At 44.9% G+C, this 16,259-nt stretch carries 4 protein-coding genes; all 4 read right to left on the reverse strand.

Annotated elements, in window-relative coordinates:
- Positions 1-3,984 (reverse strand): beta strand repeat-containing protein (locus tag TX77_RS13905; protein ID WP_044505215.1); only part of this gene is annotated, 3,984 nt, incomplete at its 3' end.
- Positions 3,984-9,428 (reverse strand): ESPR-type extended signal peptide-containing protein, encoded by a 5,445-nt coding sequence (locus TX77_RS13910; RefSeq protein ID WP_049917368.1) that lies wholly within the window; start codon positions 9,426-9,428, stop codon positions 3,984-3,986. The genes TX77_RS13905 and TX77_RS13910, both read right to left, overlap by 1 nt.
- A 468-nt stretch (positions 9,429-9,896) precedes the next feature.
- Positions 9,897-15,746 carry a YadA-like family protein gene (locus TX77_RS13915; RefSeq protein WP_044505216.1) on the reverse strand — a complete coding sequence of 1,950 codons (5,850 nt, stop codon included), beginning with the start codon at positions 15,744-15,746 and terminating at the stop codon, positions 9,897-9,899.
- A 162-nt stretch (positions 15,747-15,908) separates the two neighbouring features.
- Positions 15,909-16,199 (reverse strand): ESPR domain-containing protein, encoded by a 291-nt coding sequence (locus TX77_RS11490; RefSeq protein ID WP_044505217.1) that lies wholly within the window; start codon positions 16,197-16,199, stop codon positions 15,909-15,911.
- Positions 16,200-16,259 lie beyond the last annotated feature (60 nt).

A 16,259-nucleotide genomic window follows, 5' to 3' on the forward strand; every position in this document is an offset into this window, starting at 1 on the left:
TGCCACCGTTACTTTGTTAGCCGTCAACTGCGATACGTTGACTGCGTCCGTAGGATTGACACCATTGGCCACATTGGTAATTACTTTGCTACCCGCATCGATACCCGCAGTGGTTACGGACGGGCCATTGGTAATCGTCAAGCCGGTTGTACCGAGTTTGACTGCATCGCCGACTGCAACACTATTCAAGCCGGTAAGGTCTTTAGCCAATTTAACTTTCAATGCATTGTCGCCGTCTTTTACAACACCGATGTTGTTATCAGTCAATAAGCTGTTGCCATCGGCATCAGTTGCTGTTGCACCACCGATAATGTTGAGTACCTGGTTATTGGTTCTGGAAATTTCAGCCGTTGTGTCATCACCAGTGAACTTCAAGGTTGTATTTCCTGCTTCATTTGCAGCCTCAGCAACTTTTTTCAACTGAGCAACGTTAACGGCATCCGTGTCCTGCATACCGGCAGCTACTCCCGTAATCTGGCGAGTAGCTGTTGCTGCACCACCATCAGTCGGAACACCAACGGAAACAGCGGCTAAAGTAGACTTCCAAGTTGCCGTGGTATTTGTAGATGCCTTTTCAGTCTCTACATCATAGCCGGCAACACCGGCGTCAACACTTGCTACGGAGCCGGAACCTAAAGCCACACCATTAGCTACGGTTACATTGGCATTATGGCCAATCGCCGTCGCATTAGATACTGATGTTGTCATAGCTTGATCTGCCGAGCCGAGGATGACACTGTCCGAAGCTTTTGTTAAGTTTCTGTTATCCCCGATTACAACAGTGCTATAAGCATCTTCAACGGTATTGCGACTACCAATCACAGTAACATTACTGATATTAGTACCGGTATTAGCAAAACCATCAATCATGTTAAGCTTACTTTCGTTACCTTCAGTACCGGTCAACGTATTACCTACACCGACTACCTTCGAAAGCATTGCATAATCAGCTGTATTGGCGCCACCAATAGCAAGTACGGCACCACCACTATCTTTTACCATGCTACTTAATGCCGTAACCATATCACCGTTATCTCCGGTAGCAATAGCTTTCTGCATAGCAGCTGCTAAAGGTCCAGCCGTAGTTAAATCTACCGGACGATAGGAGTTCGTAATCTTATTGCCGGCACCCATTATTAATGCGGCATTAGCATTTTCCGTCTTATTGGCTACGCCGATAACGCTGTTAGCTACACCGTCAAATACTACGCCATCTTTCGCCCCGACAACGTTGAAGGAACCGTATACATCAGAAGTGGCACCTTGGAAACCGACACTCATGCCATTGTCACCATTGCCTTCAATACGAGAGAAGGCACCGGTTACTGTTGATGCCGTACCATAAGCAGATGCAGCCGGTCCTGCGGCTATCGACATACCTGCCTTAGCGCCGGTATTGTCATAGTTAGCAACAGTATTGCCTCTATCATTGACACTATAGTAATGAGTTGCACTGCCAGACACGTCATCTTTAGTTGCAAGGTTTCCAATAGCCCATGTCTTTTCGTCATTGCGTTTAATAGTCAAGGTGTTATCTGCAAAGGTAACGTCGTCAACATATAAGTCTGTAAGGCCAGTTACTGTTACAGTACCTTTAGTACCATTAGCATCGGTATTCAATGTGATAGTACCTTTACCGTCAGTTCCATACGTAGCCGAACCGCCGGTTACCTGGGTATCCGTATCCGTTGAATTTACTGTGTAAGTAGTAGAACCGTCATTAGCGGTTGCTGTATCAACAGTCACATTAGCGCCTGCGGCTACAGTTACTTTATTCGCCTTCAGCTGTGCTACGTTTACAGCATCGGTGTCATTTGTACCGGCTGCTACGCCTGTAATCTGACGAGTGATATCATTTGCCACATCACCTACAGATACAGCTGCCGAAGTAGATGTCCATGCTGTACCGGATAATTCTTTACTGCTCGGATTATAGCCTGCAGCACCTTTGTCTACACTGGCTACAGATCCGGAACCTAAAGCTACCCCATTGGCCACGGTTACATTGGCATTATGACCAATCGCTGTTGCATTAGATACCGATGTTGTCATTTCACTGTCGGCCGATCCGAGGATTACGCTATCTGAAGCCTTCGTTAAATTTCGGTTATCCCCGATTACAACAGTGCTATAAGCATCTGCAACTGTATTGCGACTACCAATCACAGTAACATTACTGATATTGGTACCGGTATTAGCAAAACCATCGATCATGTTGAGCTTACTTTCATTGCCTTCAGTACCAGTCAACGTATTGCCTACACCAACTACTTTTGAAAGCATTGCATAGTCAGCCGTATTGGCGCCACCGATAGCAAGTACGGCACCACCACTATCTTTTACCATGCTGCTTAAAGCCGTAACCATATCACCATTATCTCCGGTGGCAATAGCTTTCTGCATAGCAGCGGCTAAAGGTCCTGCCGTAGTTAAATCTACCGGACGATAGGAGTTCGTAATCTTATTGCCAGCACCCATTATTAATGCGGCATTAGCATTTTCCGTCTTATTGGCTACGCCGATAACGCTGTTAGCTACACCGTCAAAGGCTACGCCATCTTTCGCCCCAACAACGTTGAAGGAACCGTATGCAGCAGCAGTTGCCCCTTGGAAGCCAACGCTCATACCATTTTCACCATTGCCTTCAATACGAGAGAAGGCACCGGTTACTGTTGAGGCTGATCCATAAGCCGATGCAGCCGGACCTGCAGCTATCGACATGCCAGCCTTAGCCCCAGTATTGTCATAGTTCGCAACAGTACTGCCTCTATCATTGACACTATAGTAATGAGTTGCACTACCTGCCACATCAGCTTTTGTAGCTAAGCCATTTACAGTAATAGGATCTTTGTCATTTCGAGTAAGTGTTAAAGTACCATCTTCACTCAATGAACCTGCTGTGACATAGGTATCTGTGGACGCAATCTTATAATCTGTCGAACCATCCGTAGCAGTCGTAGGCGTAATCGTTACATTATCGCCTGCTGTCAAAGTTACTTTATTAGCTTTCAACTGTGCTACGTTAACGGCATCCGTATCATTGGTACCTGCTGCTACATTAGTGATTTGACGTGTCAAGTTATTAGCACTATCACCTACAGAAACAGCCGCCAAGGTAGATGTCCAAGTAGCACTTGCTTTTTCAGCATCCGTCAATTCTTCAATACCCGGATTATAGCCTAATGCACCTTTATCAACACTTGCTACAGAGCTGGAACCTAAAGCCACGCCGCCGTCAACAGTTGTGTTGGCATTCCGGCCAATCGTAACGGCATCGCTGGCAGAGGATGTCATCACGGAGTCAGCAGAGCCGATGACGACGCTGTTCGCAGCATTGGATACGGTACGGTTAGTGCCGACGATAGTTACATCATCTACATTAGTCGCAGTGTTGTTGTAGCCGGTTACATAGTTTTGCTGACTAACATCACTGCTTGTACCGGTTACAGTATTATTGACACCAATGATGGCCGTCCGCAGTGTATAATCAGCCTTGTTGCCACCACCGATTGCAAGAGTCGAACCACCACTGGCAGAAGATTTAATGGAACTCATCAGAGTATCCTGTAATGCCTTAGCGGAGCTTCCTGCAGATGTAGGTGCGTTAATCGTCGTAACCGAGTTAGTGATTTCGTTACCTGCACCAAAGATCAAGGAACCATTGGAGTTAAATGTACGGTTTGCAGTACCAACGACACTATTAGCAATCCCGGAATAATTGCTCGACGCGGTTGCCGATTCCACACTGTTCAAGGAACCCATAATGGTAGCACCAAAGTTTTTGCTAGCAGATAAGGTATTACGTCCACCTGCATAGTTACCACTGGCAATAGAGTAGGCACCGGTAATGGTAGAGAATGCACCATTATTATAACTATTGGTACCTAACGTTGTTGCGTTTACATTGACACCGGTTCCCCGCGTATTAGCACTATCAACGGTTACGTCGCCTAAGGCACCACGGTAGTTATGAGTCCCTACCATTAAGCCGCCAGAACGAAGGTGTTTTCACCAATGGCGATACCCGTCGCTACTTTAGACGGATCGGCTGGAATTCTAGCACTCGAGAAAATATCGCCACTAAATGTCGTTTGACCTAAGCTGAAGAGAGCTTCCTGCTGACCTGCCATATTGTCAATTTGTGCATTTTGGCCGAGAGCAATACTTGCACTCTGGTCGGCATAGTTGTTAATTCTTGCACCGTTACCGATAGCAATATCGCCACTGCCCTTGCCGCCGTTACTATCAAAAATCCGTGCATTATTACCGATAGCAACACTGTTATCCGGCATTGCAGTTGCGGTTCCGATAGCAATCGCATCGGTCCCGGTTGCACCGTTGTTATTATAGTTAGTGCCATTAGCTGCCGAATTTACATGGAAGTAGTGAATCTTATTCGCCGTAATATCAGCCGTTGTTGCAATACCAGTTACCTCAACAGGTATGCCATCATTTCTCATAAGTGTTAAGGTATGTGTATCAGTATCCAAAGCTGCACTCGTTACATAAGTGTTCTTAATACCGGTTACAGTAACAGGATTATTATCAGAATCCGTTAAAACTAAAGTACCATCAGCACCGTTAGTGCTATATGTAATTTCACCTTTTGCTAATACTGTATTAGTATCAGTCGATGCAATTGTATACGTTGTAGCTCCGTCATTAGCTACAGAAGAAGTAATAGTTACCTTGTCACCAGCTTTTAAATCCACTTTGTTAGCTTTCAACTGAGCTACGTTAACAGCATCAGTATCGTTAGTACCGGCTGCTACACCAGTAATCTGACGAGTCATATTATTCGAAACATCGCCTACAGATACAGAGCCTAAAGTAGACGTCCATGCACTACCGGTTAATGCTTTCGTACTAGGATTATAACCGTCTACACCTTTATTGACACTGGCTACAGAGTTGGAGCCCAAGGCCACGCCGTCATCGACAGTTGCATTGGCATTATAGCCCATAACGACTACGTTATCGGCCGTCGTCGTCAAGGTCGTATCGCCTGCTGCACGGAAGGTGGTCGTCGTTTCCTTATTCGCACGGCCTAAGATAATGCTGTTGTCGGAGCCGGTTACGGTACGGTTATCACCTAACAAGATAGTATTGTTAGATTCAGATACAGCATTTTCATTACCTAAGTTAACGATAGACGTAGAGCCGCTGACAGTGTTATTAACACCGGTCACAGTCACATTATCTACATTAGTTGCCGTGTTGTTATAACCAGTCAATGCATTGTATGTACTAAAATCTTCAAGGCTCGAACCGGTCAATGTATTGTTAACACCAATGATAGAGGAGCCTTGCGTATAATTAGCAATATTGCCACCACCAATAACCAATGTCGAACCACCGCTATTAGTAGCTCGAACAGCAGATTGAAGTTGATCCACCATAGAATCAACAGAATCAGCACCATCTGTTGGGGCAACAATAACTCCTACAGAATTCGAAACCTTATTGCCGGCACCAAATACCAAAGAGCCATTAGAATCCTCAGTAATATTCCCTACACCTACAATTGTATTGGCAACACCTGCAAACATATTGTACATCGTACTATCATCATTGGATCGAATGCTATTCAAGGAACCAACAACCGTAGCGCCAAAGTTTTGAGCACCATAAGACATTGTATTAAATCCGCCACTACCATCAAAGCCACCTGTAGCAATGGAGTAAGCGCCAACCATCGTAGAGAACAAGCCTTTATTGTAACTATTTGTACCTAAGGTAGTTTGATTTACATGGAAGCTGGAGTTATTATTTTCATCCGTGATTTCTATACCACCCATAGTACCTCTGTACACGCGGTCACCAATATCAATCGAGCCAGTACGACCAAATGCATTTGTACCGATAACAATAGATGTAGCTACACGAGTAGGATCAGTAGGGTTATCATATCCACCATTGCCCTTATTTGGCCAGTTTGTAGGATCAAAGCCTAATTTGGCTTCTTGTTCACCACCACCGGTGAAAGCTGTAGCATTTTTACCAATAACAATACTGCCTTCCAAAGCAATATTTTCTAATACTTTAGAATCACTACCGATGACAATACTGCCTTTACCGCCGGAATTAACATTGGTCCCTATAGCTAACCCATTTTCACGTTGAGCTACAGCATTCGGTCCAATAGCAATTGAGTTTGTACCTTGAGCCCCTTTACCATCTTGGTTAACAGTTAAATCTGAATTTACAGAATAGTACTTAATTTTATCAACCGCCGAATTAATGGTATAAGTAGTAGAGCCATCAGCAGCCACATCAGGCGTAATCGTTACATTGTTGCCTTCCTTCAAGATCACCTTATTCTTCGCAAGATCCGATGTAGAAGCAATACCGTCTACGGTAAGGTCATCACCAATATTTTGTTTAAGCGTGAGCGTATTATCGGCAAAAGTAAGCTTCTCTACTTTTGTATCAGTGGCATCTACAGTATACTTCGTATAGCCTTCAGAATTATCAGCAGTTACCGTTGTATTTTTACCATCTTCTAAGACAACTTTAGCGGCTTTGAGCTGTGCCACGTTGACAGCATCAGTATCATTTGTACCGGCTGCTACATTAGTAATCTGACGGCTTAAACCGGTTGCGCTGTCACCAACAGATACTGCTGCACCGGTTGACTGCCAAGCTGAAACCATATTATTCATTTCACTTTGATATGAATCGATTTCACCTTGAGCGGAGTCTATTTCAGCTTGCTTTGCATCAATAGTGGCTTGAATCGCCTTAATTCTAGCAGAATTCCAAAATGGATCTAATTTGCTTTGTTCTTCTTTTAACGTAGCAATATCTGAATTTAAACTACTAATAGTCTCATTAGTAGTTACAATTGAGGATTGAAGCGTTTCATATCGTTCTTTATTGGTACCTATAATACTATCAAAATCTGTTATTTTACCGGATGGATCATAACCAATGACACCTTTATCCACATTAGCAATAGAATTTGCCCCAAGCGCTACACCATTAGCTATACTAGTTTGAGAATTGGCGCCAAGAGCCATACCATTAGAGGCACTTGAAATTGAATTCAATCCAATAGCTACTCCACCATCGCCGGTTACATTGGTATTTCTCCCAATAGCTACCGCATCACTAGCAGTTGTTTCAAGCGCTGAATCGGCTTTACCGATAACAATACTGCTATCAGCACCTGTCACTGTACGATTTCTGCCGATTACAGTTACATTATCTACATTCGATGCTGTATTGTTAAAGCCTGAAATGTAGTTATATGTACTGATATCATCACTTGTACCAGTCAATGTATTATTAACACCAAGGACAGAAGATAACTGGGTATAATCAGCCTTATTGCCACCACCCATAACCATCGTCGAGCCACCGCTATTCGATGATTTAATCGCCGTCTTCAAACGTGTTTGTAAATCTTTAGCCGATTTAATGCTCGATGACATCGGAACGCTAATATCCGTAATTGAATTTGTTACTTCGTTGCCTGCACCAAAAATCAATGTACCATTTGTATTATTAGCCACATTACCAAGACCTACGATACTATTGGCAACACCCGCATATGAACTATCTGATGTTGCCGATTCGACACTGTTTAAAGACCCCATTATAGTAGCACCAAAGTTTTGGGTTGCATCAGTGGCACTAGCAATTGAATATGTCCCTACTATAGAGCCCAGCGCTGCAGCATTAAAACTATTTGCCCCCACAGTAGTAGAAAGCACATTATTACTAGTGTTTATAGTATTTGCTGTATCTACGGTAGTATCACCAATTGCCCCCTTATAATTATGTGTACCAACCATAGTACCACCAGATCGAGCATAAGAGTTTTTACCAATAGCAATACCGGTTACCATATTTTCGGGATTATCCGGCGTACCAATACTAATCCAGCCCCCACCGCTATATGTTGTCTGGCCTAATCCTAAATAGTATTCTTGACGACCATTCATATTTTCACTTCGAGCATTTTGACCAATCGCGATGCCGCCGCCTTGGTTTACATAGTTATTAACTTGTACGCCCATACCGATAGCAATATCACCACTACCGTTGCCATACTTAGTAGCGTCTCCACTCTTACTAATTGCACCTTGGCCAATAATTATACTATTGTCGCCGGCTGTAGAAGCTTTACCAATAGCAATTGAATTTGTTCCTTTGGCACCATCATTGTTATAGTTAGTACCGCTTGTTCCTTGATTTATATGAACAAAATGAGTTTTATTATTATTTACCGTTGTTTCCAATGTGCTAATACTTGTTTTATTAGCATTAACCACGGTATTTACAGCATTAAGCTGTGCTACGTTAACAGCATCGGTAGCCTGTGTCCCGGCTGCTACGCCTGTGATCTGACGAGTTTCCGTTGCTGTACCATCACTACCAATAACCCCAACAGAAACAGCCCCTAATGTAGATGTCCAAGTAGGCGTAGTTGTATCAGAAACCGTTGTACCCGTTGGAACCGTACCTGCGACCCCTTTCGCTACGCTGGCAACAGAATTAGAGCCCAAAGCTACGCCATTAGCAACGGTTGCATTAGCATTATGACCGAGAATCGTCGCATCGGATACGGTAGTTTCCGTTTCATCATCAGCCGAACCGATAACAACATTACCTGTAGTGCTGGTTAATTTACGCTTATCGCCGATTACGACATTAGAAGTACCATCGGACACGGTATTGCTCGAACCGATTACATAGGTGCTGTCGGCATTGGTCAAAGTATTTTTTGCACCGGTAATAAAGTTATAATCACTGGTATTACCGTCTGCACCATTCAAAGTATTGCTGACACCGGTAACCGCCGAGAAACGAGCATAGTCAACCGAGTTGGCACCACCGATAACCAAAACCTGTCCACCACTGTCACCTACAGCTGCCCCTAATTTTCTTGCCGTACCTACCGGATCTGCAGGGTTAATACTGCCAGTATCAAGAGTTACATCTCCATAGGAGTTACTTACAGCATTACCTGCACCAAAAATCAAGGTTGCATTGGCATTCTGTGTCGCATTGGCAACCCCAACGATAGAGTTAGCAACACCATCAAAAGCCTTTTCATTTGATTCTACTGCGACTGTGTTCAAAGAACCTATAACGGTAGCCATAGCCCCTTGGAACATACTTTGACTCTGTACACTGGAACCTATACCGGCTGCCATAGAACCAATGCCTTGAGCCCCACTATTATCAGCATTACCCATAGAAGCTAGGCGCCCCTCATAGTCATCAACACTATAATACTTATCGGCCGCCATGACGCTGGTTGTCATTCCAGCACAAAGAGCCGCTACAGCCAAAACGGCCGCAACGGTTTTACCGGCGTTTAATTTTGTAGATACGGGCTTACTGTGACTCTTTGCTATTTCAGAAACTACGATATAGCAATTCTTTACTTTGCTCCAAATAACTTTGTAAATCCTATTCATATCGCTTACCTCCTATTAGATTGATAATAAACTTTCACTTAATTACATAAAAGCAGACACGATGCTGACACTTTGATTCAGCAGATTTCTTGTTATGTCCTCACTCGCAGAACTCTGATCAGACATATAATAGCAATATAAAAATCGTAAAGTCCCCTCGTTCATCCCTCCATAAAATCCGATTTATCGCATTCGTCAGCTAACTGAACTTATATAGTCCAATTGTTGCAGATAACGAATAACATATATCCTTATGTTATCATTCTATATATTGTTCATTTTTTTGTCAATGAAGTTACTTAGATATAACAGCATAAAAACGTTATACTTGAAATTTAGACTATTATTTTACCAATTATTTACGATTTAACCGCAACAAATCGAAGTGTTTCCATGGAAAACGAAAGGCCCTCTTTATGCAAGAGAGCCTTTCGTGTCTACGTCCATCCTTCGATAGACTTTGCTATTTTATTTTTTCAATTCAGCAATGGCCTGCATCAACTGTTCGATCTTCTTGTTTTGTTCTTCCAGTTGCTGGCTCTGTGCTTCAATCTTGCTGTTCTGAGCTTGGAGCTGACTGCTCTGATCGGATACGACCGATTTTAAGCTGCTGATTTCCTGGGCCATGGCTTGTTTCGACGAGTAGTTACCCGTTTCTCCTTCGCCAACTCTCCAGGTAACACCGGCGTTGACCATGTTTTCACCGCCGCCATAAGAAGTACCGAGGCTGACCAAGGTGTTGCCATTGGGCCGATAGAAGGCACCGACAGCTACGGCGTTGGCACCGCGATAATTACCGACACCGGCCGAAATTTCCCACTTTTCATCCGCGTTGTATTCCAAGGGATGGAGAGCTGCCAAGGCTGCGGCACCGGCACCGACGCGATCGACGCGAGTATCCAACTTGCTGATGCGATTACTCATCTGGTTCATGCCCGTACCGATGGCATTGACGGTTCTATCGAACTGTCCCTTATTGATGGCGTCCGTTGCTTCCACGCCATCGGCGACATTGTGAACGACGTTGCCGCCCATACTGACGTTGTTGTTTTGGACGGTGATGTTCTTCAACGAATCTTCATTTTTAACCGTAAGGCCGTCATTGTTGATCGTCGTGTTGCCCGTCGTGACTGAACCGGTCGTAACAGATTCATTGGTGATGACGGTCTTGCTGTCGCCGGTTCCGATGGTGACGTTGTCATTGCTGATGGAAACGTTGCCGATGTTGGCTTTTTCCGAAACCGTCAGTTCCTTTGTCGTCACCGTATTCGACGTAACCGAGTTGAGGCCCTTGAGGTCTTTTGCCAGTTTAACATCAAAACCAGTGGCGCCTGTATTATTGACAACGCCGATGTTGCCTTCAGACAATTCGCCTTTAGCACCACCTTTAATATCCAAGACGTCGTCTTTACCGCGTTCGATTTTTTCACCGGTATCACTGTTAAAACCACGTTTAGCATTGTTGATAGTTTCAATATCTTTATTGATGCCGTCGATTTTGGTATCAACCTGACCAACAACATCCTTCAACTGACCTTCTGTAGCGGCACGATTCGGAACGTAACCATTTTCTTCCGGCTTCCAAGTCGTGTTGTCGAGGCCGGTGATGTACTTGCCCGAATCTTTTACGGCATTACCATTTTCATCAGCCTTGTCCGTGCCGTCAGCATTCTTAACAGCCACGTCTTGGTTACCCATGACAAGGCCTTTACCGGCTTCACCAATAGTCACTTGGCCCTTGGTGCCGTCGATAGCTACTTGGTTTGCACCTTTGCCGGCCGTGATGCCTGCCTTTGTCCCGTCAACAGTGACTTGATTAGCACCAGTACCAGCGGTTACCGTTGAATTAGCTCCGTCAACGACAACTTGATTGTCTTTGCCATCGCCAGCACTGATGATGCCATCCTTGCCATTAATGGCGATGTTCTTACCGTTTTTGTCTCCAAAAGCTAAATTATCACTCAAGGAAACTTTTGTACCAGAACCATCTTCGAGCGGTGTTACGGTAATATTATCCCCGGCTACAATCTTGTTAGCTGTAATAGTTGTCGAAAGGCCATCATAAGCTGCTTTCAACTGATCTTCTGTAGCAGCTCGGCCACTTACGATACCATCCGTAGTCGGATTCCATTTTGTGTTGGCCAACCCGGTAATGTATAAACCGCTTTCGGTCTTCTTGGCACTGCCATTGTAAGTAACGGACTGGTTGGCAATGTAAATGCCACCGGTAGCTGCACCATCTGCAACCGTACCACCGATACGAGCAGAATCGATGCCGGATAAATCTTTAGCAAGCTTAATCTGTAAGCCGTCGTCGGTCTTTACAACACCCACGTTGTTAACGTCAGACAACAAGCTGTTGCCGTCAGCATCTGTTGCCGCTACACCACCATAAATAGTAAGTGTTTCAGCATTTTTCTTGGTGATTGTAGCACTTTCAGACGTATCATCGCCGGTGAATTTCAGGTTTACTTTACTGTTTTCACCTATGATATCAGCGGTAGTGGCAATGTTATCAACTTCAAATTTTTTATCGTCATTACGAGTAATGGTCAGCTTATTCCCATCAAGGCTGGCATCTTTAATGTATTTATCCTGCAAGCCACCAATCTCAAATTTACTGCCATCCTGCATGGTCAAAGTCATAGTACCCACACCGGCATCAGTGTATTTCAATTCGCTGGACTTAATCGTACTGCCCTTGAGTTGTTTCAAGTTTACAATGTCTGTATCTTCCGTACCGGCAGCTACGTTAGTAATCTTGTTACCACCATTATCGAGACCTGTATTAGTCAAAGTTACCGCTGAAACTACAGGATTCTCTACAGCACTTACAGTAGTACCGTCGGCTTTAGTGTAAACATTATTCGTTGCATCGTAGGTAGCATCAGTTAAATCGGAATACCATTTGCCGTCTTGACCTTGTACCAAGGCATTGCCTTCAGCATCTTTTGCATTAGGCGCAAAGGTAATACTGCCATCACCCATAGAAACATTCTTAGCCAATTTAACGTTGAGTGTACCCTTATCAGTATCAGCTACGACACCGATGTTATTGGCCGTCGTAAATTCAGTAGCACCGCCAAGGATGTTGAGGGTTTCCCCGTTTTTCTTAGTGAGGGTAGCCGCTTCTGCGGTATTATCGCCGGTGAACTTCAGGTTGGCATTGCTTACGGCAGAATCCATGTCTGTCTTCGAGGCAATGTCGCCCACTTCGAAGGACGTATTGTCGTTACGGGTAAACGTCAACGTGTTGTTTTCAAGTTTCCCTTCTTTAACGTATATATCCTTCAGGCTGTCAATCGTAACTTTACTGTCGTCCTGCATGGTCAAGGTAATGGTGCCCGAACCGTTATCCGCATAGGTTACGTCGCTGGCTTTAATCTGGCTGCCTTTGAGCTGACCCAAGTTGACGATGTCTGTATCTACCGTACCGGCGGCTACGTTAGTAATCTTATTACCACCATTGTCGAGACCGGTATTGGTTAACTTAACGGACGAAACGACAGGATTTTCTACGGCACTTACGGTCGTACCGTCTGCTTTGGTGTAGACATTATTCGTCGCATCATAGGTTGCATCGGTCAGATCCGAATACCACTTACCGTCCTGACCTTGAACCAAGGTATTGCCGTCGGCGTCCTTCGCTCCCGTAGGCGCAAAGGTAATGCTGCCGTCGCCCAAGGCAAGATTTTTAGCTAATTTAACTGAGAGTGTGCCCGCATCAGAATCAGCTACAACACCAATATTACCTTCGGTCAAAGCAGTTGCATCGGTATTGCCACCGACAACATTCAGCGTTGCACCTAAATCACGATGAACAACGGTATCGCCATCACCTTTGAAGTTGAGACCAGCTGTACCGGCCGCTTTGAGCTGGGCGACATTAACGGCATCCGAATCTTCGCTGCCGGCTGCAACATTGGTAATTTGGCGAGTATTATCAGTCTTACCAACAGATACTGCTCCTAGCACAGATTTCCAAGTACCGGTAGCATCATTACTGTGATCTGTTCCGGTAACATCGTATCCTACTGTTCCTTTAGCTCTGTTCGCGACAGATTGAGAGCCTAAGGCAACAGCATCTTCCGCATTCTCGACTTTAGCATTCTTGCCTATAGCTGTGCCATTTCTCGAACCACTTACTGCAGCAGAAGCCCCTATAGCCGTGCCATTTACCGAGTCAGTCACCTTGGCTTTGCCACCAAGTGCAGTAGCACTACTTGAATTTGTTACTTGAGAACTACCGCCAAGTGCAACTGAACTTGCAGAATTTTCTCCTACAACAGCACTGGAACCGATAGCCACACTAAACCCACTATCGACCTTCTTATATCCGTCGGTATCATTACCTTTTCCTTTACCGATAGCAATGGATTCTTGAACGCTGGTTATCGCATTCGTACCGATAGCAATGGAATTACCGCCGCCGGCTATCGCGTTAGTACCACCGGCAAAAGAAGACTTTCCGGTCGCCTGAGCAGCATAGCCTACGGCCGTTCCCTGTTGCCCCGATGCCACACTATTCTGGCCAATAGCAAGGGCTCCTTCGCCGCTCGCTGCAGCATCATTATAAGTATCTCCTTTTGGTTCCACATCGAGGTACTTAAGCCCGATTTGTACAGCGGCTTCATCTTGTTTTAGTTTAATGCCTCTTCCAGCCTGCAACGTAACCGTATCGCCAACATTTATCTGTTTAGAATCGCCTTCGACAGTGGCATCATTTTCTGTTTTTGAATCTGAACCTCTAGCTACTGCAAGCGTCCACCCTTCATCTACCTTGTCGTTTAACGCACTAAGCTGTGCCACATTGACAGCATCCGTGTCTTCAGTCCCGGCCGCTACATTAGTAATCTGACGAGTTAAACCTGTTTCACTGTCACCGACAGAAACAGCGGCACCGGTTGCCTGCCAGGTGGATACGAGCTTATTGGCTGCTGATACTTTGTCTTGTAAATCGGCACGTGCTGCCAAAAATTGTTTATTAAGTGATTTTATTTCATTAACAATTTCAGCGCGGCGTGCATCGTCAGCTGTATCGTATTCAGTTTGTAAATCAAGAATTTGCTGAGCTAATGATGATACATTAGTCTGGGCAGTAGTGATTTCAGTCTGTAAATTATCATAGGTATCTTTATTATCGCCAAGTAAGATTTCTTGTGTTGTAATCTTATCGCTTGGATCGTAGCCCAATACACCGGAATTTACATTTGTCTTAGAATAGCTGCCGAGAGCTACACCGCCTGCAATATTGGCCGTAGCATTTTCACCCAATGCCGTTGACGAGTTAGCAGTTGCCTTGGCCCCATAACCGGCGGCCGTGGCAAAATCGCCATCCGTCGTCGCTGCACTACCAAATGCACTGCCAAACTGCCCCTTAGCACTAGAACCAAAGCCAGCCGCCAAGGAATCAATACCGGATGCTGCAGCTTCACTCCCCACAGCTGTCGCCTGATAGCCTGTACCTTTTGCTGTATGACCTATAGCAATCGATTCCAGTCCTGTTGCATTAGCATCACTGCCTACAGCTACGGTTGAATGACTTGAAGCTATAGCATAATCCCCCACAGCCGTAGAACCTATACCGGATGCATTGGCAAAATCACCCAAGGCAATGGAATTATAATTAGTCGCTTTAGCTTTTTGCCCCATAGCCGTGGCGTTAGGAGCCGTTGCCGAGGCAAAAACACCGATTGCTATAGCATCGTCACCGGTGGCACCGTCATTATCTTTATTGTCATTATCACCGCGGGATTTTTCATTTATCGACACAAAAGAAATCTTATTAGCATCAACAGTCGAGCCCAAGGCTTTTAACTGTGCTACGTTGACGGCATCCGTATCCTGAGTGCCGGCAGCTACACCGACAATTTGACGAGTTTGAGTAGCCGTTGTAACCGCACCGGTAGAATCCACTGCCGAAACACCGATGGCTAAGGCTCCCAAAGTAGCGCGCCAAGTCGGCGTTGTTTGTTCCTCTTCGGTTAACGATACCGATGTAGGGATATAACCACGCATACCGGACGTTACAATATTGTATGAGTCGGAGCCCAAGGCAATGCCGCCATCAACATAAGCCCCTGCCGACTTACCGATGGCTAACGACCTATTAAGGTTTGCTCTGGCACTCGGACCGATAGCCATAGAATCAGTGCCCAAAGCATTAGTATTGCCGTCATTATCTGTATCAGTAGTCGATACGGCAAAATAATGAACTCTGTGTTTTTCAACCTTCGTATCTAATTTCTTTAATTGTGCAACGTTTACTGCATCCGTATCCTGTGTACCCGCAGCGACACCGACGATTTGCCGAGTCACTGTAGCAGCGCTACCAGCAGATTGAACACCTACGGATACAGCCCCTAAAGATGACCGCCATGCAGGTGAAAAAATTTCATCTCGACCAAAATTCATAGCGTTTGGAAGATAACCTATTAAATTAGAATTAACATTGGCTACAGAACCGGCACCAAGAGCAACTCAGTTAGTAGTATTGACGGTAGCACCCGCCCCTATAGCAACACCGCTGGCATTGGAAGCCGAAGAGCCGGAGCCCACAGCGACGCCGCTACCAGTACCCTCCGTATTATTGGCCGCTCCGGCGATACCAGTCATCCCCAGTGAAAGGGCCAAGACTGTAAGTGTCACAGCCATTTTTTGACAGGACATAGATTTGACAGATTTTGTCTTTCCGCTGCGCTTTGCCAGCTCTGACACGACGACATAACAATGCCTTACTTTACTCCAAATAACTTTATACTGTTTATTCATGTTCAATCCTCCCGAATTTGCTATAAATATTACAGTTAGATTTAAATTAAAACTATTTGT

Origin of the sequence: Megasphaera massiliensis, assembly GCF_000455225.1 — a bacterium.
In the GTDB taxonomy this organism is placed as follows: Bacteria; Bacillota; Negativicutes; order Veillonellales; family Megasphaeraceae; genus Megasphaera; species Megasphaera massiliensis.